Annotated in this window: 22 protein-coding genes; 12 read left to right on the top strand and 10 right to left on the bottom strand. The window is 40.0% G+C overall.

All coding sequences use genetic code 11. The features are described 5' to 3' along the window. Positions 1-18: 18 nt before the first annotated feature. From FBD94_RS15720 to FBD94_RS15710, 3 genes are read right to left on the bottom strand one after another with little or no spacing between them, the layout of a single operon-like run. Complete coding sequence (locus FBD94_RS15720; RefSeq protein ID WP_131607989.1) at positions 19-573, bottom strand: NUDIX domain-containing protein; 555 nt, start codon at positions 571-573, stop codon at positions 19-21. A 34-nt stretch (positions 574-607) separates the two neighbouring features. Further along, the gene (locus tag FBD94_RS15715; protein WP_235884500.1) at positions 608-3,025 is read right to left on the bottom strand and encodes an outer membrane beta-barrel protein; all 2,418 of its coding nucleotides are present in this window, start codon (positions 3,023-3,025) and stop codon (positions 608-610) included. 26 nt (positions 3,026-3,051) lie between these two features. Continuing rightward, positions 3,052-5,541, bottom strand: a complete 2,490-nt coding sequence (locus FBD94_RS15710; protein WP_136880877.1) for an outer membrane beta-barrel family protein — start codon at positions 5,539-5,541, stop codon at positions 3,052-3,054. Positions 5,542-5,633: 92 nt separating this feature from the next. On the opposite strand from FBD94_RS15710, the gene FBD94_RS15705 reads away from it, so the two are divergent. Then, complete coding sequence (locus tag FBD94_RS15705) at positions 5,634-6,233, top strand: thioredoxin family protein (RefSeq protein WP_136880876.1); 600 nt, start codon at positions 5,634-5,636, stop codon at positions 6,231-6,233. Here FBD94_RS15705 and FBD94_RS15700 read toward each other — a convergent pair. Continuing rightward, on the bottom strand, positions 6,220-6,501 hold the full coding sequence (locus tag FBD94_RS15700; protein ID WP_131607992.1) for an ATP-dependent Clp protease adaptor ClpS: 282 nt from the start codon (positions 6,499-6,501) through the stop codon (positions 6,220-6,222). The genes FBD94_RS15705 and FBD94_RS15700 overlap by 14 nt on opposite strands. 80 nt (positions 6,502-6,581) lie before the next feature. On the opposite strand from FBD94_RS15700, the gene FBD94_RS15695 reads away from it, so the two are divergent. After that, a complete protein-coding gene (locus FBD94_RS15695) occupies positions 6,582-7,628 on the top strand; it encodes a 3-oxoacyl-ACP synthase III family protein (protein WP_136880875.1) in 1,047 nt (348 codons plus the stop codon). 51 nt (positions 7,629-7,679) lie between these two features. After that, positions 7,680-8,861, top strand: coding sequence for an ATP-binding protein (locus FBD94_RS15690; RefSeq protein WP_136880874.1), 1,182 nt, complete (start codon positions 7,680-7,682; stop codon positions 8,859-8,861). 32 nt (positions 8,862-8,893) lie between these two features. On the opposite strand, the gene FBD94_RS15685 is transcribed toward FBD94_RS15690, so the two are convergent. The 4 genes from FBD94_RS15685 to dcd all read right to left on the bottom strand — a co-directional run bounded on the left by FBD94_RS15685 (position 8,894) and on the right by dcd (position 13,860). Next, a complete protein-coding gene (locus FBD94_RS15685) occupies positions 8,894-9,769 on the bottom strand; it encodes an SDR family oxidoreductase (protein WP_136880873.1) in 876 nt (291 codons plus the stop codon). Between the two features lie 3 nt (positions 9,770-9,772). Then, positions 9,773-10,534, bottom strand: a complete 762-nt coding sequence (locus FBD94_RS15680) for an enoyl-CoA hydratase/isomerase family protein (RefSeq protein ID WP_136880872.1) — start codon at positions 10,532-10,534, stop codon at positions 9,773-9,775. A 9-nt stretch (positions 10,535-10,543) separates the two neighbouring features. After that, positions 10,544-13,243: a TonB-dependent receptor plug domain-containing protein gene (locus FBD94_RS15675; RefSeq protein ID WP_136880871.1), complete on the bottom strand. Its 2,700-nt coding sequence runs from the start codon at positions 13,241-13,243 to the stop codon at positions 10,544-10,546. Positions 13,244-13,323: 80 nt separating this feature from the next. Continuing rightward, on the bottom strand, positions 13,324-13,860 hold the full coding sequence (dcd, locus tag FBD94_RS15670) for a dCTP deaminase (protein WP_131607997.1): 537 nt from the start codon (positions 13,858-13,860) through the stop codon (positions 13,324-13,326). Between the two features lie 67 nt (positions 13,861-13,927). On the opposite strand from dcd, the gene FBD94_RS15665 reads away from it, so the two are divergent. The 5 genes from FBD94_RS15665 (at position 13,928) to FBD94_RS15645 (ending at position 17,018) form a co-directional block, all read left to right on the top strand. Continuing rightward, positions 13,928-14,569, top strand: a complete 642-nt coding sequence (locus FBD94_RS15665; RefSeq protein WP_136880870.1) for a 4'-phosphopantetheinyl transferase family protein — start codon at positions 13,928-13,930, stop codon at positions 14,567-14,569. 10 nt (positions 14,570-14,579) lie between these two features. After that, the gene (gene lipB, locus FBD94_RS15660; RefSeq protein WP_136880869.1) at positions 14,580-15,275 is read left to right on the top strand and encodes a lipoyl(octanoyl) transferase LipB; all 696 of its coding nucleotides are present in this window, start codon (positions 14,580-14,582) and stop codon (positions 15,273-15,275) included. An 84-nt stretch (positions 15,276-15,359) separates the two neighbouring features. Beyond that, the gene (locus FBD94_RS15655; RefSeq protein WP_131607999.1) at positions 15,360-15,830 is read left to right on the top strand and encodes a DUF5684 domain-containing protein; all 471 of its coding nucleotides are present in this window, start codon (positions 15,360-15,362) and stop codon (positions 15,828-15,830) included. Next, positions 15,831-16,157 (top strand): DUF2752 domain-containing protein, encoded by a 327-nt coding sequence (locus FBD94_RS26460; protein ID WP_131608000.1) that lies wholly within the window; start codon positions 15,831-15,833, stop codon positions 16,155-16,157. Between the two features lie 243 nt (positions 16,158-16,400). Continuing rightward, a complete protein-coding gene (locus FBD94_RS15645) occupies positions 16,401-17,018 on the top strand; it encodes an SGNH/GDSL hydrolase family protein (protein ID WP_235884499.1) in 618 nt (205 codons plus the stop codon). Here the strand turns inward: FBD94_RS15645 and FBD94_RS15640 are convergent, their stop codons facing one another. Both FBD94_RS15640 and FBD94_RS15635 read right to left on the bottom strand, forming a co-directional pair. Next, positions 17,019-17,762, bottom strand: coding sequence for an RDD family protein (locus FBD94_RS15640; RefSeq protein WP_136880867.1), 744 nt, complete (start codon positions 17,760-17,762; stop codon positions 17,019-17,021). 83 nt (positions 17,763-17,845) lie between these two features. Beyond that, on the bottom strand, positions 17,846-18,292 hold the full coding sequence (locus FBD94_RS15635; RefSeq protein WP_136880866.1) for a hypothetical protein: 447 nt from the start codon (positions 18,290-18,292) through the stop codon (positions 17,846-17,848). A gap of 650 nt (positions 18,293-18,942) precedes the next feature. Between FBD94_RS15635 and FBD94_RS15630 the strand changes: the two genes are divergently transcribed. The 4 genes from FBD94_RS15630 to FBD94_RS15615 are packed head-to-tail and all read left to right on the top strand — an operon-like array spanning position 18,943 to position 22,679. Further along, a complete protein-coding gene (locus FBD94_RS15630) occupies positions 18,943-19,893 on the top strand; it encodes a stage II sporulation protein M (protein WP_136880865.1) in 951 nt (316 codons plus the stop codon). A 1-nt stretch (position 19,894) separates the two neighbouring features. Then, entirely contained in the window at positions 19,895-20,773 is an 879-nt protein-coding gene (locus FBD94_RS15625; RefSeq protein ID WP_136880864.1) for a hypothetical protein, read from the top strand. Between the two features lie 2 nt (positions 20,774-20,775). After that, positions 20,776-21,501: a DUF4129 domain-containing protein gene (locus tag FBD94_RS15620; RefSeq protein ID WP_136880863.1), complete on the top strand. Its 726-nt coding sequence runs from the start codon at positions 20,776-20,778 to the stop codon at positions 21,499-21,501. Continuing rightward, positions 21,498-22,679, top strand: a complete 1,182-nt coding sequence (locus FBD94_RS15615; protein ID WP_136880862.1) for a DUF4350 domain-containing protein — start codon at positions 21,498-21,500, stop codon at positions 22,677-22,679. The genes FBD94_RS15620 and FBD94_RS15615 overlap by 4 nt, the downstream gene beginning before the upstream one ends.

Raw genomic sequence — 22,679 nt, 5'->3', positions numbered from 1 at the left:
ATTTAATGTGATAAAAAATTATAGATGGCCTTCGAGGATCAATATTTTGGTCTTTAAAATCGCAGCAACGCTCATGCTGTCGGTAATTTCGCCATTCACTACCATCTGGTAGGCCTCTTCAAACGGGAGTTTACGCAATACCAGCTCTTCCGTTTCTTCTGGCGAAGATTCACCCTGAGTTAAGTCTCTGGCCATATAAATGATAGCTAGTTCGTTGCTTACGGAATTAGATAAATGCATCCGTTGTAGCTCTATCCACTCATTTGCCAAAAGACCTGTTTCTTCCTGTAATTCACGTTGTGCACTTTCTAATGGATCAGATTCAAGTGGGCCACCACCTTCGGGGATCTCCCAACTATATGCTTTTAAAGGGAATCGGTATTGCCCAACCAACCAGGTGTTGTGATCTTGGTCCAATACCATAATGCCAATGGCATAATTTTTAAAATGCACTTCGCCATATATACCTTTACCCCCTGAAGGGTTGATTACATTGTGTTCTGTTAGCCCAATCCAGTTGTTTTCGTAGATTTTATGGCTATCAATTGTTATCCAGGGATTATGCTCTTCCATGTTCGCAATATACGAATTTCTGATTTTAGCTAGGCTATTTGGCTTTAGGTGGAGTTGGAACTTTTTTAATTTTCGTAAAGCGGTAATTCAGGCTCATGGTTACATTACTCGTATTGCTGGTCGAATAACTTTGCAACTTGAAATTAACCCCTTCACTAAACAGGGTATTGTTGCGTTTGCCAAAAGGATCGCTAACAGTTATCCTTGCGCTAAGTCTGTTCTTTAGGAAAGTTTTTCTGGCGGCCATGCTGCTCGATACAGAAGCCTTAGTTCGGCCCTGTGCATTCGCATTGTTGGCATAATTAATATTGGCCTCACAAGCCGTTTTAAACGGGAGTTGCATAGATAGCCCCAGGGCGCTCCTGATGCTCAAACCATCTCTATTCAGCGCACTATTCAGGGAAGAGGAGTATTTGCTCTGTGTAAGCGTAAAATTAGCATTAGCGGTTAGTTTTTTACTTGGTCTGTAGTTTCCGATTAATATCAATCCAAAAATATCATTAGAGCCTACGTTGAAATAAGTGGTTTCGGAAGTAGCCACGCCGTTTACTACATTTACTGTGCGGTAACGTTCTATTACGCCGCTGCTGGTAGAGTAAGATAGTCGGGGGGTGAAAGACCACTTTTCGCCAAATGCACCAAAACTAATGTCCATTTGCTGGGTATAAGCTGGAACCAATCCAGGGTTACCAAACGAAACGTTAAGTGTATCGTTGTTATTGATCTGTGGGTTTAGGGTATTTTCCCTTGGCCTGTTTACCCGTACACTATAAGTAGCCCCAATGTTATATCTTTTTTTGAAGAAATGATTGATGGAGATATTTGGGAATAAACTTAAGTAAGGCTTGATGTTGTAACTATCGCCGGTCGATAGGTCGAAGTCTACATCTGTCAGCTCGGCCCTAATACCCGCTTTAACACCAAAGCTTTTGCCTTTATAGTTATAGGACGTATATCCAGCAATGATCCTTTCATTGTAAAGGAACTGGTTACTTAGCTTTTCGGCAATGACATACTCCGGAGTAGCAAAGTTAAAATCCCGCACCAACATGTCGTTGTCGTTTTTCCGTTGAGTGTACATTAGTCCAGCTTCAAACTGATCACGCTTCTTAAAAATGGGCCTGTCGTAATCCAGGTTAAGCGTAAGCCCGTTATTGCCTACCTCGTCGGTATTCTCGCGTAGGGAAGGGTTAAGGGTAACCGGTAAGCTGTAATGCTGATCCAGTAATCTTAAGTTATCATTAGCGTTGTTGTTATAGGTTAGCCCAATGGTTAGCTTGTCGCCGTTTTCTTTTCCCTTTAAACTATAATCTGCATTAAAAACCAAACTATGACTGCCCCCATCGGCAGTACTCAATTGGTTACGGACACGTTTTAGGGCCAGTTCCTCACTTAAGAAATTGAAATCCGTACCCGACCTACTGGAGCTGTTGTTGGTGTTAAAGTTGGTGCTTACGCGTAGATTTTGCTGAGCTGTAATGTCCCAATCCAGGCCCCCTCTAAAGTTTCCACCATTGCTATTGCTTCTGCTGCTGCCGTAATTGTCGTAATAGAAAGTTGTGTCTTTTACCAGGTCAAAGTTTTCTCGGTAGGAATGGGATGTACTTCTACCAATATTGCTTCTATAAGCTGCACTACCCGTCAGTGAGTAATTTTTGCTGCGGTAAGAGGCATTGGCGTTTGTATTGGTATTCCCTTGCAAACCAGCAGTTATACCTGCATTGCCATTAAAACCAATTGCAAACCCTTTTTTCATCACAATGTTGATGATACCCTCCCCATCGCCAGAATATCTGGCCGGGGGATTTGTCATGACCTCTATCTTTTCTATCGCATCAGAAGGCAATACGTTTAAAAGGTCGGAGATATTGGAAGTCATATAATCCGAAGGTTTCCCATCAATAAAAATCCGGGTTGATCGCTTTCCAGCAATCGTTGCCTTCCCATCAATATCGACTTGTACCATAGGTACATTTTTAAGAATATCGGTAGCGGTACTTCCCTCAGCTAAAATAGATTTATCTACATTGTAAGTAATCATATCGGCGGCAAACTCAATAACAGGTTTTTCTGCCGTAATGGTTACCTCGCTTAAATTGTTCTGTTCACTGCTTAATTTTAGCGTGCCTAGATTGCGTTCCGCATTTTTTTCGGTAAGGATTACCTCATTAACTGTTAACGCGGTAAAACCGACATAGCTGATTTTTACCCTATAGGTTGTATACTTTAAGGCATTAAACTTAAAGACGCCATTTTCATCTGTAGATGTGGTTGCAAATGGACGTTCAGCATCAGCTTCATAAACTGCAACTACAGCCGAGGGGATGGGGAGTGCCCCAACCTCTTCAACCACCTTACCGGTAATTATGCCTTTGTCGGCTGCGGCATACAAATCAGTAGTGCCGACAAACAACAATAACAGACAAAAAACGAGGGTTAATAGTTTTTTCAATATTTGGTTATGCTTGTGGTGTATGTCTAGAAAGATTCTTCGTCAGAACGCCCTTCTCCCTGGTCAGATTTTTTGCTCTTTTTCATGAAGGTTGTTTTTCCGAAACGATAAGAGAAGGTAAGGTTTCCTACAGGGCCATATCTTCTTCTTTGAAATTCCGATTTGGTATTGCTGTCTTCAAACTCCATATTCCATTTACGGGTGTTAAAGACATCTCGTACATTAAAACTCAGCGATGCTTTTTTATTAGGGAAATCATATTTTGCTCCGGCATCTGCTACCCAGTTGGCATTTCTCTTTCCCTGAGCCATTACCTCATCAGACTCATATTCACCCTTAACCTGAAGCGTAATGCTGTATGGGAGAATAAAGTTATTTGTTACATTGGTATTCCAGCTAAAGCCCGAGTTGCCCTCAATATCATAAGCCGGGGCAGCAGCAATATCACTGTGGTATACATTCACATTGGCGGTGAAGTTCCAGGCTTTCAGGACGTCAACTTTACTTATAAATTCAAATCCACTAGATATATCTCTTGTTAAATTATAAGGGGTAGTGATCGTAACTCCATCCGAATTAGGAGCCGATCTTACTCTTTGAATGAGGTCATTTGTACGGCGCATATATGCCGATGAAATTAAGGTTACTTTGGGCCAAAACTTGCTGTAACTTAATTCAAAGGAATGTACGTCTTCTGGAAGCAAGTTCGGATTACCACGACGCCAGTTCATTATATTTGAATAGTCTGTAAACGGATTGGTATCCCATGGTCGTGGTCTGTTCACTCTTCTCGAGTAATTTAACTGTAATTGTTGTTCGCCTTTAAACTTCTGAGTCAGATAAACACTTGGATACAAACGCTGATATTCAATTTTACCAGGGGTAAAAGTTATGTTCCCGGCATTGTTAAATCCTCCTGAGCTGGTATTCAATAGTGCGTCTTCGCCCCTCAATCCGATTTGGTAGCCAAAATTTTTATACTGATTCTGGTAGTTTAAGTATAAGGCATGAACCTGATCCTTACTGTCAAACAAATTAGACAGGGCATAGTCTGCGTCATATACACCTGTATTATTATTAAACTTCAAAGCCTGTGTACTGTTATCTGAGTAGCGAATCTGGCTGCGGTATCCAGTCTCGATTTTACCTAATTTGCCCAAGGGCAGGGTATAGTCGGCCTGGATATTATAATTGCTATTTTCACCATTGTTTATATTCCTCAGTAATTCAACCTGCTCAGAAACAGGTATTCCGGCACGACTGTAAACAGCCGTATTGAACTCCTGAAATCTGTCATTGTCACCGGTAGAATAACCGAAGTTGAAGGTTAATTCTTCCCCCTGTGTTTTAAATTTATGACTATAATCGAAGTTCAGGTCGTAACTATTTCCAGAACCATCATTACTATTGTTCCTGGTGCTGAATTCTAGTGGATTTCTTTGCGACCCATATTTATAAATCATGGTCAGGTCACTTTCTTTCTGATTCCTACTGTTAAAGCCTCCCGATAAGCTTAAAATGTCTTTACTAGTTAAGTAATAATCTATACCTGCTTTCGCATTGTGACTTTTATCTAATCCCGCAGACTCCGTGGTCTGATCAGCATAGACCAAATCTGTCTGGGGTTTTTTATAAGTAATGTTGTTAAATCCACCCCCTGGTCGGTTACCATAGCGATAGCCATAATTTCCATATAGATTAATTTTATTATTCTGGAAACTTAGACTAGTGTTTCCATTGTAATTGTCCCTATTGCCTGCTGTTAAGCCTATATTACCGTTTAAACCCAGTTTTTTATTTCTTTTTAATACAATGTTGATGATCCCCGATTGTCCTTCCGCGTCATACTTTGCCGAAGGGTTAGTGATCACTTCCACGCTTTCAATTGAGCTTGCCGGTATAGATTGCAGGATCTGCGCAATGTCGCCACCCGCAATTAATGAGGGTTTACCATCTATCAGAACTTTCACACCTGTAGAGCCTCTTAAGCTTACATTTCCGTCTACATCTGTCTGTATGGAGGGTACATTCTGTAAAAGATCGGAGGCCGATCCACCTTCGCTAACCAAACTTTGATCTACTGAGAATACTTTTTTATCAATACCTAGTTGCATTGTGCTTTTCTGAGCAGTAATGGCAACTTCTTTTAAGGCAGTTCCTTTGGCCGGCTTCATTCTTACCGTACCTAGGTTAACCGTGTTTTGGGCATCCGAGACAGAAACAGAATCTCTAACCATGGTTTGATAGCCAACATAGCTTACTTTAAAGGTAAATACGCCTTTAGGTAGGCCGTTGATCAGTAAGTTCCCATTAACATCGGCTTGCATACCTTTTACAACAGCCTTGGTTTTGCGGTCGATGATTATTGCAGTAGCAAATGGAATGGTTTCATTACTTTGTGCATCAATAACCTTTGCGGTAATTTTCCCGTCACCGGTTGTTTGTGCATTAATTTTTACAGAGAGCGTACAAATGGCAAGTGTTAAAAGTAGAACTTTGTAGAAGTAAGTAATCATTAAGGGGTTTAGTTTTTGTGTGTGTCTAAATATGGACAAAAAAATGACTCCGAGGTTTAAAAAACGTGGCGTAACTATTTTATTACAGGTATATGATCAATTATAACGATATTTTTAACACTGAGGGGTTAAGCTATTTAGCTTACAGGAATTTAATTGATGAGCTTTTGGTAGCTAAAAAAACTACCGGAACAGATCATTCTGAGGCGATGTTGCATTATACTAAGATGAATGTGCAGAGAATGAGTAGAGTAGATAAGACTGTTCAACTTGATCCAGATTTGTACAGTGCTTTAAACAAGGTACAAGGTCATTATCGTTTTTTGGTGATTTCAGAAGGATGGTGTGGTGATGCCGCTCAAATTGTACCAATCTTTGATAAGATTGTAACTACTTTTCCGACTAAGTTCGACTTGAGGTTTGTGCTTAGGGATACCAATCTCCCTTTAATTGATGCACACCTTACCAATGGGGGTAGAGCAATTCCTGTATTGTTGGTGTTGAACAATAGTGGAGATGTTGTGGTTAAATGGGGCCCGAGACCTCAAATATTAAAGGATCTTTTGGACGGATGGAAAAGCCAGGAAAGTGATATGATGGCACTGGCCGAAAAACTTCATGGTTGGTATGCTAAAGATAAGACTAGAACAGCCCAGGAAGAGCTGGCAGTATTGTTTACTAATCTACCGTAACGGTTAGACCTTCTTGTTGTAAAATTTTACGGTACACTTCCATTTCAGTAAAGGAGCCTTCCAATACGGCACATTTTCCTTTATTGTGTACTTCCCATGCAATTTTCTCCGCTTGGGTTTCAGAGTAGTCCAGATATTTCATCATGCAATAAATGACATGATCAAAAGTATTCACATCATCATTCCAAAGTATTAAACGATGAACAGTTTTGAGCGAAGTAAGTATTTCTTCTAGTGTAAATGTTTCCTCTTTTGTTTCTGTTGACATGCTGCAAATTTAAGCTAATTTCAAAATAATGTTGTAGTTAAAGTAAATTTTGCTTAAAATTATTCTTAAAGCCAAGGGATATGCAGCGTTCAAAGATTGCCGGAATAGGATATTATGTTCCTAAAAATGTTTATACCAATACCGATTTATCGCGTTTCATGGAAACCAGTGATGAATGGATACAAGAACGGACCGGAATTAAAGAACGTCGCTTTGCCGATCGACTGGAAGAAACAACCACAACTATGGGGGTTGAAGCTGCCAAAATTGCTATCGAACGGGCTGGTATTACTGCGCAAGATGTTGATTTTATCATTTTTGCGACGCTTAGTCCCGACTATTATTTCCCAGGATGTGGTGTTTTGCTCCAACGCGAAATGAAAATGAAGGAGGTTGGAGCACTAGATATTCGCAATCAATGCTCTGGATTTGTGTACGCTTTATCTGTTGCCGATCAGTTCATTAAAACGGGTATGTATAAGAATATATTGGTGGTGGGGAGTGAGAAACATTCGTTTGCAATGGACTTTGAAACTCGTAGCCGCAACGTGTCTGTAATATTTGGTGATGGTGCGGGTGCTGTAGTATTACAGCCAACGCAAAAGGAAGGTCAGGGGATTTTGAGCACACACTTGCATAGCGATGGGGCAGATGCAGAATTACTGGCGATGTTTTATCCTGGAGCAAGCGCAAATAAATGGTTAAAAGATAAACCCGGATACCCTGATCAGGAGCTAGGCGGGTTATTTATGACGACCGAGCAGCTGGAAGGTGGCGCAGCATTGCCTTTTATGGATGGTCCTGCGGTATTTAAAAAAGCAGTAGTAAAGTTTCCTGAAGTAATTAATGAGGCGCTAAAGGCTAATGATTTAACTGCTGCTGATATTGATTTGCTAGTGCCACATCAGGCCAATCTACGAATCAGCCAGTACGTGCAACAATTGTTGGGGCTGCCAGACGATAGAGTGTTTAACAACATACAGAAATATGGCAATACTACTGCCGCCTCGGTGCCCATAGCGCTTTGTGAGGCCTGGGAATCGGGTAAAATTAAAGATGGTGACCTGGTGTGTCTGGCCGCCTTTGGCTCTGGCTTTACCTGGGCAAGTGCTTTGCTCAGGTGGTAATGTAGAGACTTCGTCCTTGTAATATTAATATTAAGTGTTAAATTTGCAAGGATGATACCTCGGAAAATTAAAGAAAATATTGCTGAATTATTAGGCGAATTCCCAGCTGTTGCAGTTTTGGGGCCTCGTCAGGTTGGCAAAACAACCTTAGCAGAAGAAATAGCTTACTTAATAAATCCAGATCATATTTATTTGGATTTGGAAAGTCCAACTGATCATGCTAAGTTAAATGAACCCGAGGCTTACTTTGAATTACATAAGGGGAAACTTATTATTTTAGATGAGATTCAACGTGTGCCAGAACTCTTTGCTATTCTACGCGGTGTTATTGATAAAAGAAGAAAGGAAGGCTATAGGACTGGCCAGTTTCTTATTCTAGGTTCAGCTTCCCTTGATCTGTTAAAGCAATCTTCTGAGACCTTGGCTGGGCGGATTGCATATATTGAATTACCCGTTTTGACTGTGTCTGAGATTGAACATGAAAGGCCAAATCAACAGGACAAACTTTGGTTAAGAGGGGGCTTCCCGGATAGCTTTTTGGCTAAAACCGATGATGCGAGCTTAAGATGGAGATTGAACTTTATTAATACTTATTTGGAAAGAGATGTTCCTCAGTTTGGTCCACGTATTCCGGCTACAACTTTAAGAAGAATGTGGACGATGCTGGCACATCAGCAAGGTAGCCAAGTCAATGTTGTACAGCTTGGTGCAAATCTTGATATTACTTCACCAACTACAAAAAGATACTTGGATCTACTAGAAGATCTGTTGTTGATCCGGACCCTTAGGCCTTGGTCTGGCAACCTTGGGAAAAGGTTAGTTAAATCTCCAAAAGTCTACATACGGGACAGTGGTCTTGTACATGCATTACTTAACTTAAAAACGCTTGATGATGTACTTAGTCATCCCATTGTTGGAGCTAGCTGGGAAGGTTTTGTGCTGGAAAATTTGTTGTCATGCCTGCCAGTAGGTGTAACACCTTGGTTTTATCGTACTTCAGCAGGAGCAGAGATTGATCTTGTTATAGAACAATCACCGACAAAAATATATGCCATTGAGATAAAACGTTCAATGACGCCGACCGTATCCAAAGGGTTTTATCATGGTTGCGAAGACATCGGAGCCACTAAACGTTTTATTGTCTATCCAGGAAGAGAGCATTTTCCTACTTCAAAGGATGCCACAGTAATATCCTTAACAGGGATAATGAAGATTATTTGCGAATTGACTTAATTGACCTCCGATACATTTGCTAATGATTTCAGTCAGCTTCCCTTAGCTGATCGTGTCATTTGCTCAAAGGCATCCCACATTTCGTTAGGAATAGCCTCCAAGCCATTAAACTGACCCGCTCCTTGCAACCATTCACCACCGTCAATGGTGATCACCTCGCCATTGATATAGCCAGAGAAATCGCTAACCAGAAATGCGGCCAGATTGGCTAATTCCTGATGCTCGCCAACACGTTTTAATGGAACCCGGTTTTTAAAGTCGAATTTTTCAGCAAGATCGCCTGGCAACAATCGCTCCCAAGCCCCTTTCGTGGGAAATGGACCTGGCGCAATGGCATTGGTGCGGATACCATATTTTCCCCATTCAACCGCTAAAGAGCGGGTCATGGCCAGTACACCACCTTTTGCACAAGCCGAAGGCACCACATAAGCTGATCCGGTAAAAGCATAAGTGGTTACTATATTTAAAATACTAGCTGATTGTTTTTCCTTGATCCAGTGTTTACCAAACGCCAGCGTACAGTTTACAGAACCTTTTAATACGATATCGATAATGCTGGAAAAGGCATTGGCCGATAAACGCTCAGTAGGAGAGATGAAGTTCCCCGCAGCATTGTTTAGTAGGCTGTCAACCTTGCCAAAAGCTTTGATGCTTTCGGCAAGTACATGCTCTACCTGTTCATATTCCCTTACGTCGCAGGCCAGGGCAAGAACCTTTCCGCCTGTTTCCTGCTCCATCTCCTGTGCTGTTTTTTGCAGTACACCGAGTTTGCGACTGGTAATAACCAGGTTGGCTCCTAGTTTAAGGAAGTAAGTTCCCATAGCCTTTCCAAGGCCTGTACCGCCGCCTGTAATCACAATTGTTTTACCTTTTAGGGCATCATCTCTTAACATAGGTTCGTTAAACATGGCTTACTTTTTTTGCAGGTTATCAATAATTGTTTTTAATATACTTCTGGTACTGGGTGCCCACCATTGTTTCAACATAACGGCAAGGGCTTCACTTTGATCGGCACTGGTGCTGGTAATCAGGTCTTTTCTGATGCTGAGCTTACTTTGTTCCCAGGTGTTGCGTTCCATACCCATGTACTTCCTAACTTTTCGCTCTGCAGCGGTAATTATACTTGCTGGGTTTACCAGCTCGTCTACCAAGCCAATTTGCAATGCTTCCTCAGGACTAAATAGTTTTCCTTCTAGCAGGCTGCGTGATGCATTTGCGGTTCCTATCCAGAAAGCATACAGGTTAAATATGCTGTTGGGTACAATAATGCCAACTGGGACTTCATTTAAACCAATGATATATTTACCCTCCGCCATTACTCTGTAATCGCAAGCTAATGCAATTACGCAGCCTCCAGCAGGACTATGGCCATTTATGGCTGCCACCAAAGGCTTTTTAAATGCCGTAATGTTGGCTACAAAATTCAGAAATAGGTGCCAAAAGGATTCTGCTTCGGCTTCATTATAATTGTACAATTCGATAAGGTCCAGCCCGGCCGAAAAGAAAGGTTCTTTTCCCGCGATAATCACTCCGCCTATGTTCGGGTCTGTCGAAATATTATTCAGTATATCATTTAACTCTGTAATCATTTCCCTGTTTAGGGCGTTTGATTTGCCCCTGTCTAAGGTAATCAGGCTTAAATGGTCTTTAATGGTAACTTTAATCGTATTCATAGTAGGTGTTTATTTTACTTCATAAGTGTATACCGCTCTAGCCAGGTGGCCCATCATATCTATACCTTCCACAACTACCCTATAAGTGCCGGCTTCATCCGTATTGAAAAAGTTAAATGGGCCTTTGCCGGCAGTATCGGTTACAATGTGCGGGTGCCAGTATACTGTACTGCGCAGATCAAGCCTGTTGTCTGGTGTTGCAGGGTCGTATTTAGGGGAGTAAAACTCTCTGGCGATGTGATATCCTTTAGGCGAGTAGGTGATGATGCCCGGTGCAAAAATGTTACCTGTGGAGCCGCCGCCTCTTTTGGTTGTGATGATCAGGACTCCGCCACCGCCTTGTGAGCCATAGATGGCCGTGTTTCCGATAGATTTTAACACCTCAACGGTTTCTACATCAGAAGGCTGGATGTTATCCAGAAATTCGGAATCTACATTCATTCCATCTAAAACGATTTGCATTGGTCGTTTTCCCGAGGACATGTTTCTCATCAGATAGGGTACGCTACCTTCAAATATTAGACCAGCCACACGACCCTGTAAACATTGCACAAGGGTAACACAGTTCTGCAGCATATCTGCAGTCACCACATAGTCGGCGCGACCACCACCATTTAGGTTGGATGAATTCTGAGCTGGATTCTTTTTCTCTACAATATTTACTTCGCTTAGTACAATCGTTCGTTCCAGCAAACCACGCTTGGTTAGTTCATCAAAGTAGTTGTTGCTACGTTTAAGGTAGCCTGATAAAGCTTCGTTTACGTTTACCTCCAAATCTCCAGTGCTTTTGTTTTTGGTTACAATTTGGCCAGGTACAACGTCTAGTTTAATATCTACACTCTTTTTATTTTTTGCAGTTCTGCCTTGTACAATGAATTTGGTGCTGTCGGTAAAAATGAGGTTGTCGAAATTAAAGCGACCCTGGGCATCAGTTAAAGTGTCAATGGCAAAAAATCCGCCCGAAGAGGAGAATAGAGAAACCTTGCTATTTGGAAGTGGTTTGCCGCCATAGCTGGTAATGGTTCCACTAATGCCAATAGATTTTTCTGGTTTAAAAGTGTCGGGAGGTGGAATATTACTAATGATGTTTTTCCATAATATCCTGCGCCAACCCTGTGTAAGCATTAAGTTGTCGAGATCTAGCAGGGTTTTATTATCCTGATTAAGGAAATAATAGTTCGGATCTTCAACATAACCACTAAGGTCTGATGTAAGTAACATCGTTGTGAAAATGTTGGTTTCATTTTCTGGATCAGGTTTTACCGCTGCAGTATTGGTTACAGCCACAGAAAAGCTGCCACGCACAGGTTTACCATTAAAGCTGGTAAGCAGGTTTAGGTCTACCTTTTCTCTTTTCGTATAACTTGGCTTTAAATTTTCTATAGTTGTATTGATGCGATCTTCGGTATTGTTTACAAAAGCAAGTCGCTCGCCAACGGGGGTATTGGCTCCATTGAATAAAGTAAACTGTACAATTCCCGAAGGAAGTTCCTTTTTAGGGATAGTAGCAGTGATAATTTGTTTTTGTGAAGGAGCTCGGGTTACAAAGTATACGTTTCCGCTGTTCTGTGCTACGATTTTTAATTCGTTAGTGCCTATCAGATCTTCGCTCATCATTATTTTAACGATAATCTTATCCGGGGTACTATTATTTAAAGATAAAACATAGCCGCTCGTTTGGACCTTTGGTAAAGCAAGGCTTTGCTCCGAGCCATCCTTATATTTCACCTTTGCAGTGTATGTTTTACCCGGTTGTGGGTTAATGACAAAGCAACCCATCCCCAGGTGTTGAGTTTCAAATCGATTGACTTCAGTACCCTCGCTATCTACAATAATGCCAGTCACATCCTCGCCTTTTCCTGCCGCGTTTACTGCTTTTATGGCAACCTTATTTGGTAGCGACTGAACTAGGTTACCACCCTCCGGGAAAAACTGTACATCGATATTATTGGATGTCGCAGTTATTGGAATGTTTTTTACTATTTTTTGGTTGTTAGACAGGTTGATGGTGGCAACGATTTTACCTGATTTATATAATGCTGGTTGGGTGTTGGAGAAGTTGATACTAACTTCGCCATCGTTATTGGTGGTGGCTTTGCCTTTTGTTATGTTGCGGGCATTAAGCTGTATTTCGTAGGTAACCTCGTTGTTGATATAAGGTTGGCCATTTTTGTCTGTAAACCTAATCTTCGCATTTACTTTTTCGGTTGTATTTTCTTTAGTAAAGCTATAGTTAGTGTTGGTGAAAACCTTGTTGGCCCAGGAGTTTCCTATTTTTATGGTCTTGTCAAAATAATATTCAGGCCCTGCGTTCCTCATCCATTGTGTGTAAGCCCTTATGCGATAATTGCCTTCGCTTAAGGTATCTGGAAGTTTAAAGTCTCCCCAGGTTATTCCGCCATTCATAGGTAGTTTTAACTGGGTTTTTACTTTATCTTTTTCATCGATCAGCTCAACAAATAAAGCTTTACTGATGTTGCTTGGTTCGGAGGTTAGAGTGTTTACAACATACGCTTTTAGCCAGATGTCATCGCCGATGGCGTAATAAGGTTTGTCGAGGTGTAAGTGCACTTTTTCCTGTGCGTACTTTTTATTATATTCCTGCAAGCGCTTAATCAAATCAGAAAATGGATCGTCAGCTAATTTGTAAACGAATGAAAAACAGATTCCAAGTACTAATAAAGCAGGAATAACGAATTTAAATTTCATATTGTGAGCATAAATAACAAAGCCTCAATATACAAATATTGAGGCTAATTATTATAGCATTAAAATTAAGGTTGTTCCCGTTAAAACTTATTCTTCCACATCATGCTTTCAACTGGTTTGGTTGTTTTATTATTGTATTTAGCATTTTCTTTTGCATTGTACATGGTTTCGATATCACCTTCTACAACAAAGTAAATCAGCTGACCTATTGGCATGCCTGCGTATATGCGGACAGGCTGTGCACAGGAGATTTCAAGTGTCCAGGTATTGCAAAAGCCAACATCGCCTTTTCCGGCAGTAGCATGGATGTCAATACCCAATCTTCCGGTACTCGATTTGCCTTCCAAAAAGGGAATGTGAGCATGAGTTTCGGTATACTCTAAGGTTACGCCAAGGTATAAAGTGCCTGGGTGCAGCACATAACCATCCTTAGGAATTTCAAAGTGTTCAATTTTATTGTGTGTTTTTGCATCAAGTATCCTGTCTGTATAGGTAGCTAGGTATTTACCTAAATGTACATCGTAGGAGTTTGTTCCAAGGCTTTCGGGTTTAAAAGGCTCAATGATAATTGTGCCCTTCTCTATTTCTTCGAGAATTCGTTTGTCAGACAGGATCATTTTATATAGTATTTGGACGAAATTATGATTAATTTAAGATACTTTTGCAAAGTTGTCTAAAATAGAGATGCCTGTAGTTTTTAACAAAAATATTGACGAGGATACCATACTGGCGGTCTGGAAAATCGAGGAAACCGAAGAACAGCTGATCTCGGGTTTACAATTGAAGCAGCATGAACTCGATTTCATTTCTTCCTTAAATAATGGCAAGCGCCTACTGCACTGGTTAAGTACCCGCGTGTTGCTGAGGACGATGCTGAATACCGATGAATATATTGATTGCCAAATGGACGATCATGGTAAGCCTTATCTTCCAGACTTTGATTATCACATTTCATTAAGCCATTCTTATGATTATGCTTCGGTAATTATCGGTAAAACGAAGAAAGTGGGCGTAGATATCGAGCTCATCAAGCATAAAATAAAAAGCATTAAACATAAATTTCTTTCGGATGTTGAGCTGGCGCAGAAATATGTTGGTGATAATATTGATGGACTATATGTTTGTTGGTGTGCCAAGGAGGCTATTTATAAATGGAATGGTAGGAAAGGATTGGAGTTTAAGCAAGACATCCACATTAAGCCGTTTAAATTGAAAAATGAAGGACAGTTGAATGCATTGGTTGATCTGCCTGATGGTACTCAAGAACTTACCGTTCATTATTTTAAGACTACGGATGGTTATATGCTGGGCTACGTGGTAGCTTAATTTTTGCAAAATGAATAAGAAAGTTGAATTTATAGATTGGGGCCTTACAGATTATCAGGAGGCATGGCGTAAGCAGGAAGAAATTTTTGACCAGACTGTAGCGTTAAAAATACAGAACCGGACCAATAATACGCAACTTAAAACACCTAACTATCTTATTTTTTGTGAGCATCCACATGTGTATACGCTTGGTAAAAGTGGTAAGCCGGAAAATCTGTTACTAGATGATGCGGCATTATTAGCTAAGGGTGCTACTTACCATAAAATAAACAGGGGGGGCGATATCACTTATCATGGCCCCGGGCAACTTGTCGGTTACCCAATATTAGATCTTGATAATTTCTTTACAGATATACATTTATACTTGAGGACACTGGAGGAGGCTGTTATTTATACCTTGGCCGATTTTGGTATTATAGGAGGCCGTTATCCAGGCTTTACTGGTGTGTGGATCGATGCCGACAATGAACGTGCTCGCAAGATTTGTGCAATGGGTGTTCGTTGTAGTCGATGGGTAACCATGCATGGCTTTGCATTTAATGTAAATACTGATCTGGATTACTTTAAAAACATAGTTCCTTGTGGGATAGATGATAAGGATGTAACCTCCATGCAGCGGGAGTTGGATTATGTAATTGATATGGAAGATGTTAAGGAGCGGTTGAAGTATCACATCTCTACATTGTTTAATATGGAACTTTTCTAAACATTCTCGAAAAAAGGTGATAGCATAGGCTTGGTTTTTTATAACAAATGTTATATTTACATTAAAACCCTAAAACTATTAACTATGGATTACAACTCAGAGTACTCAGCCGCCGGAGCTGGCATTGGCGCCGGAATGGTTATTTTTTGGCTTGCTGTTATGGTGCTGGTCTATGCATCACTATGGAAAGTTTTTGTTAAAGCAGGAAAACCCGGTTGGGCAGCAATTATCCCTATCTATAACCTAATAGTTATGATAGAAATTGTAGGTAAACCTACGATTTGGGTATTGTGGATGCTTATACCTTGTGTAAATATTGTTTTTGGTATATGGCTTACCAATTTACTAAGCAAAAGTTTTGGTAAGACAGAAGGTTACACAGTAGGTTTATTGTTGTTGCCAATTGTATTTTATCCGATGTTAGGCTTTGGCGATGCTAAATACCTAGGCCCTTCAGCTGCGGAAGCACAAAATGGATTTAATAATTTTGGTGGAAATAATCCTTTTGGTTCGACTGATCCATTTAATCAACCTCCAAAAACTCCAAACGCTTAATTGTTAGTTTTAAACATATATCTATTATCCGCCTGGTCTTTTCTACTAGATCAGGCGGATAATTTTTTTCTACCCTGCCCATTTAAGGCTTTAACAAGGGTTGATTGTCCGGGCTGCGGGTTTCAACGCTCATTTGTGGCCTTGCTAAGAGGTGATTTGCATGAGAGTTTCCATTTGTACCCAGCAACAATTCCCTTACTACTCACCTTTATCGTGGCTGTGCCGGTCAACTATTTCTCAAAAAAAGACCATGCCATATTGATTAAAACTATGTACTTAATTACTGGCGCCATTGTACTAGTTAGTTACCTGTTTAAGATGTGTTAGGATTGTACTTTTCTTTTGCTATTGTTTTGCTCAAGCAATAGAAAAGCAGGTTTAAAGCAAAAATCAAAGCAATTTGATAGCAATACCAGTCTACTGTTTAGCTACGGCTAATTCTGATCTCTTCTTTTTTCGTATATACCTCATATATGCCTTTTTAAAACGAAAAATATGCTAATGAAATTCTCTGTAATAATTCTTTCAATAGTTGTAATATTGGGCTGCGAAAAAAACAGTGTAAATAACATGACGGAACATAAAATATCCTATCTGGCGCTTGGTGATTCTTATACCATTGGTGAATCCGTAGCTATGGAAAGCAATTTCCCTTATCAGTTGGCCGCTAAACTAAATGAGGAGGGACTGGACGTTGGCCAGCCGCACATTATTGCTACAACCGGTTGGACAACCAGCGAACTTCAGACAGCCATAAAAGAAGCAGCATTAAAACAGAAGTTTGGTCTGGTTACTTTGTTGATTGGGGTGAATAATCAATACCGGGGCGAATCCCTAGTTACCTATCGTAGGGAATTTAAAGAATTATTGCAAACGGCTATCGATTTTGTAGATGGCAATAAAGCCCATGTATTTGTAGTTTCCATACCCGATTGGGGTGTTACGCCTTATGGATTAAACAGCGATCGGGATCAGCAGGCTATTGCTTCTGAGATAGATGCCTTTAATGCGATCAATAAGGAAGAAACGCTGGCTATGGGTGTTAGTTATACCGATATTACTGTAGCTTCGAGAAAAGCGCTTTCTGATCAAGACCTTGTGGCTACAGATGGGTTACATTATTCCGCAAAAATGCATGCCGAATGGGTAGCAAGTTTGTTGCCTGCTGTAGTTAAGATTTTGAAATAATTATAAAGCAATAGCCGTTTGATGGTTATAGTCTTTAATCACTGTTTTTAAAAACTCCATTTCATTCATGCCCTCGGGGATAATTAGGGAAAGTAGGGTGGCTACTTTTGCCGACATAGTGTAAATCAGCTCGGTATTGTGAGTTTTATAATAAGTGGCAATCACTTCATGTATCAGCTCCACATCTCGATCAGTAAGCAGACTTACATTGTTAAAAATAGGAACATAATCTTCTTCAACGGGATGGAAGGCAATGTGGCTAATATCCGTATGAGGAACAGTTTTGATGACCGTTGTCCCGGCAACGATATCTCCAATTCGTTGTTTATTTTTTGATACTGCAATACATATTAATCCACCCACCTGTCCTGTAAAAGCAAAATCAACCAGACGAAATAACCAGCGGATAAAATATTGCCCTATGCTGGCCTGACTACCATCCAGGCTAATCACTTTTATTTTCATTAAACGTTTGCCTACGCACTGGCCGTTCATAAAGATTTCACAAATCAGGTTGTAGAACACATAGCTTGCACCATAAAGGATAGCCAAGCCGATGATAAGGTATGGTGTGCTTTCCATTCCTACCGAAAGGCCGAAAATTAACGTCAACAGTATAAAAATTACATATAATCCTAAGAATATGCCCAAGTCGATTAGCCTTGCCGCTATGCGCTCGCCCAGACCTGCAACTGGATAATCTATGTCTACATGCTGACTGGTGTTTACCTTTATTGTTTCCATACTTAATTCAAATATAATATTCAAGATCATATTTATCGTAAAGAATATCAGGTGCTACTGTCCGCAGCACCTGATATTCCGCTTTACGCTATTCCCAGAACTTTACCTAAAGTCGGGGGGGTTACAAATTCATTGTTTGCAATAGCCTTATCACGGATCTTGCGAGCCGCTTTTATGGCATCCTCTTCGCATGGTGCCATCAGATAAATACAAATTCTATCTCCTTCAAAAAAGTAATGTTCCTTGATGGCCAGTTCAGATCTATGGAGGTCATTGGCCAGTGAAATCACGTATACATCAGAATTTGTCTCTAGTTGGATAAAATAACAGTCCCTGGTGATATCGGTGTAAAAACCGGGATTGAGGCGACATTCCAGAATCTGAGCATCGCTAAATGTTCTAAACCTGTTGAAATAGGCTTTAGCTGCAAATGCATCATCAAAAACTACATGAACAGGGATGTCTGTTTCTGCATTTGGCTCCAGAATAAAATAAAGGCTTTCATTGTTTTCGTCGTCGTTGAGTTCCATATTATTGTTTGTTAAACAGTTAATAATAGGAGTCTGTGGACGGGATTTAGCAGGAGGCTTAGCGATCTGTTTTAACCACGGATTAGGGTTAAAACGAAGGTGCAACTATAGCAAGCTCTAAATACCGCCCTGGCAGGTTTCTCACGACCTTGAACACGGGTTTACAATAGAGCCCATAACACTATAGCGCACCTTCAAAAGTACAACAATATTTGTTATGGGCATTAATCTATTGTCCCTGTTCTGTACTTGTGAGAATTTGCCAGAAGAGACTCTTTAAATTAATACCTCATTTAAGAAGTAATTGATATGTTGTTTATATTATTTAGTTCATTGGCGCGATATTTTGGTTTATATACAGGGTTATAACCTCTATTCAAAGATCATTAGAAAACTTTAAATAACAAAATTATCTCAATAATTAACTATAGGTTTAGTTTAATGAAATTTTGTACGGAAATCCAATATTTTGGAGAATGTAAACTGGCAGGATATAAATGCTTAACTCAGTATTGTAGGGCATGTTCCTTAGGAAAAGTGTGGAAACTTACAAAAGTTCGTACGTGTTTGTGTGTATTTGAGGCAATCTTGTTTTTTATGTTGAATAAAAACAGTTATTTTAACGGAAAATTAAGCTTTTAATAAAATCTATGAGAGAGGCGTTGTTTGTTAAACAGAATTCTGGGAAATGGAAATCCTATGAACACTTGAAAGCAAGCAGTCCGGATGAAGTTGCCGAGCGCTTTATAGATATAACCAATGATCTGGCATACGCTAAGACTTTCTACCCGAAATCTAAAACGACAGCCTATTTAAATGGCTTAGCATCAGTGCTACATCAGTCTATTTATAAAAATAAAAAAGAAGATACCAATCGCTTTTCAACCTTCTGGAAGTTTGAACTGCCGGTCTTATTTTATACTTATCGTCGACAGCTGTTGTACGCCTTTATTTTCTTTTTGATATCGGGCGCTATCGGTGTGCTGTCCGCAAAATATGACGATGCTTTTTTAAGGTTGATCTTGGGTGATGGCTATGTAAATATGACCAATGAGAATATTGCAAAAGGTGATCCTTTTGGAGTTTATAAACGCCAGGGACCAGTTGCGATGTTCTTTTCTATTGCAACCAATAATATTTATGTTTCTATGGTTGCATTTTTAAGTGGGATTTTCCTAGGCATCGGACCTGTTTTTATGTTATTGAGAAATGGGATTATGGTAGGCGCATTTGAATATTACTTTTTCAGTAAAAGTCTGGGCGCAGAATCTGTGCTCGTCATATGGATCCATGGAACGTTGGAAATCTCAGCGATTATTATAGCTGGTGCTGCAGGCCTGGTACTTGGGCACGGTTTACTTTTTCCCAAAACTTATACTCGCTTACAAGCATTTAAAAACAGCGCAAAGGATGGGACAAAGATTGCCCTTGGTATTGTGCCAATTCTGCTTGTAGCAGCATTTTTCGAAGGTTTTATTACACGTTATACAAACATGCCTTTATGGCTAAGCATAAGTATTTTGGGAGGATCATTGCTATTTATCATCTGGTATGTGATCATCTATCCTTTACAATTAAATAAACGCAATCAAATCAGCTAGTATGCCAAACTTAGAATTAAAAAAAGCCAGAGAATTCGGAGAGATCATTAACGATACATTCTTATTTATCAGACAAAACTTTAGGCCATTATTAAAGATGTTTGCTTACTTGTGTGGTTTCTTTATCCTTACCGGAATGGTTGCTGGGATTATGCAACAGCTAGAGATGGATATAGCGCTAAATCATCTGAAACAAAGCAAGGGGAGTTGGCAGGCTACCATGGCAACGCTTTTTACCTTTAACTATCTATTGGTTGTGGTATTTTCCATTTTTAGTTCTGCTGCAATATTGGTTTCTACGCTCAGCTACATTGCTTTATACATTCAAAAAGGGAACGTTGCACCAAGTCCTGAAGAAGTTTGGGGATATTTTAAATATTATTACTTCAGGTTATTTCTCAGCAATATCATTGCTATACTTTTCATCTCGCTGGGCTTTCTCTTCTGCCTTTTACCGGGAATTTATCTATTTCCAGCCATGTCCTTGCTGGTCTCGATCATGGTATTGGAAAACACTAATTTTCAATATGCTTTTAGCCGCTCATTTAAATTACTGAAAAATCAATGGTGGGTAACTGCCGGCGCCATGTTTATCATTTGGGTAATTGCTTATGCCTGCATGAGTTTCGCGGCTATTCCTACATTGGTATTAAAAATGGGGGGAGCGTTTTTTCCAGGACTCGAGGGATGGAGCAAGATGTTTACTATAATTGGTGTCGTCCTTCAGTATTTGAGTTACGTATTCATGGTGATTCCGGTAATTGGGGTTTCGCTTTGCTATTTTAACTTGGTAGAAGTGCAGGAAAGTACAGGCTTGATGGACCGGATCAATCAATTTGGTGAAGGAAAAGACCATGCCCAAGGCTTAGAAGAATACTAAACATGTATAAAGTTCTTATCGTATTCTTATTGTTTTTTGTAACTACCAATGGTTTTTCGACAAGCTTACCGGAGGGAAAGGCTGTAAAAAATATACCCATAAAAAATGATACAAATGCGATTTCGGTCAGAAGTTTTGACTTGCAAAAAATAAAGGAATACAGTACCCAAAAAGAATTTAAGTATGATGATGTGGCCCCGCTAAATATGAGCTGGTGGGATCGTTTTTGGGCATGGTTTTGGGATTTGTTTAGTGGCGCTTTAAAGAACAATTATTCCTGGGGATTTTTAAAGTATGTAGTTATTTTTATTGTAGTGGGCCTGGTAGTTTTTGCGGTAATTAAACTGATCGGACTCGACTTGAATATCTTTGCCGGAAAATCTAAATCTATTGATGTCCCTTATAATGAGTCGCACGAGAATATTCATGAAATCAATTTTAATGAGGAGATAGAAAAGGCCGTTGCAAATGGCAATTACCGATTGGCAGTGCGCTTGTCTTACTTGCGTTCGTTAAAGTTGTTGAACGATAAAGAGTTGATCAACTGGCAGCCTGAAAAAACAAATCAGACCTATATTAACGAAATTATTGATCCCGATAGGAAACAACAATTTGCGGGGCTAACCCGACAGTTTGAATACATCTGGTATGGGGAGTTTTTTATTGATAAGGAAAGCTTCATCGCTGTTAAAGGTAGTTTTGAACGATTTAACGTGAAGGCGCTATGAAGGGATTAAAGCTATATTTAGTAGGGAGTGCGGTGGTGATGGTATTGTATTTAATTGCGCAATATTACAAGCCAAAGCCTACAGACTGGACACCAACCTATGTAAAGGAGGATAAAAACCCTTTCGGTACCTATATTTTATATCATGAGTTGGAAAGCTTGTTTCCAAAGGCTTTAATCAGTCCGTCGAATTTGCCCGTTTACAACACCTTAAAGGATAAGGGTTTTGAGCATACCAATTACCTTATTATTGCTGGAGAGGTCCAAATGGACGCATTGGATTATGAGGAATTGGTTAAATATATGGAAAGAGGTAATAATGTATTTATTGCGGCTTATCAATTAAGCGACTTTTTACGTGATACCCTTAATTTGAGGATGAACTCTGTAGCGAGTATTAGTAATCTAAAGGGGCCCGCACTTAATTTTGTAAATCCGGCTTTAAAAGAAAAACGTCCTTATATTTTTAACAAGGGACTGGGCGATCAATATTTTAGTTTGGTAGATACGCTGAGAGCCGCTGCACTTGGCCGCAATGAAGGGGGCGAAGTTAATTTTGTAAAATACAATTATGGGAAAGGGGCGTTGTATATGTTGCCAAGTCCACAATTGCTGAGCAACTACAACTTGCTAAATCCTGCTGGTGCTAGGTACATTGCTAAAGTGCTTTCTCATCTACCGGTTGCCGAAAGGGTAATCTGGGACGAAAACAATACCAAAGGAAATGTGGACGATCAATCTGTGCTGAGGGTGCTGTTTAAGCATGATCAATTGCGCTGGGCCTATTATTTAGCCTTGACTGGACTATTGCTGTTTATCCTTTTTGAAATGAAACGCAGACAGCGCATCATCCCGGTTATAGTACCATTAAAGAATACCTCTGTCGATTTTGTAAAGGTGGTGGGCAAGGTTTATTATCAGCAGCGCGACAACCGGGATATCGTACAAAAGAAGATCAGTTATTTTTTGGAATATGTGCGAACTAACTATCGTTTAAAGACCTCAAAATTAGATCAGGAATTTATGGCCGATCTGGTGCTTAAATCGGGTGTAAACGAGGCTGTTGTTCAGCAATTGATTGAAATGATAAACAGGGTGAATAACGCTGTTATGGTTAATGATGAGCAACTCATCAACCTGAATAAATTAATAGAGAAATTTTATAAACAAGCCCAATAA

It is taken from the genome of Pedobacter hiemivivus, assembly GCF_005144565.1.
Taxonomy (GTDB): domain Bacteria; phylum Bacteroidota; class Bacteroidia; order Sphingobacteriales; family Sphingobacteriaceae; genus Pedobacter; species Pedobacter hiemivivus.
Note: the sequence above shows the minus strand (reverse complement) of the source record. Positions and strands in the feature narration are given on the sequence as shown.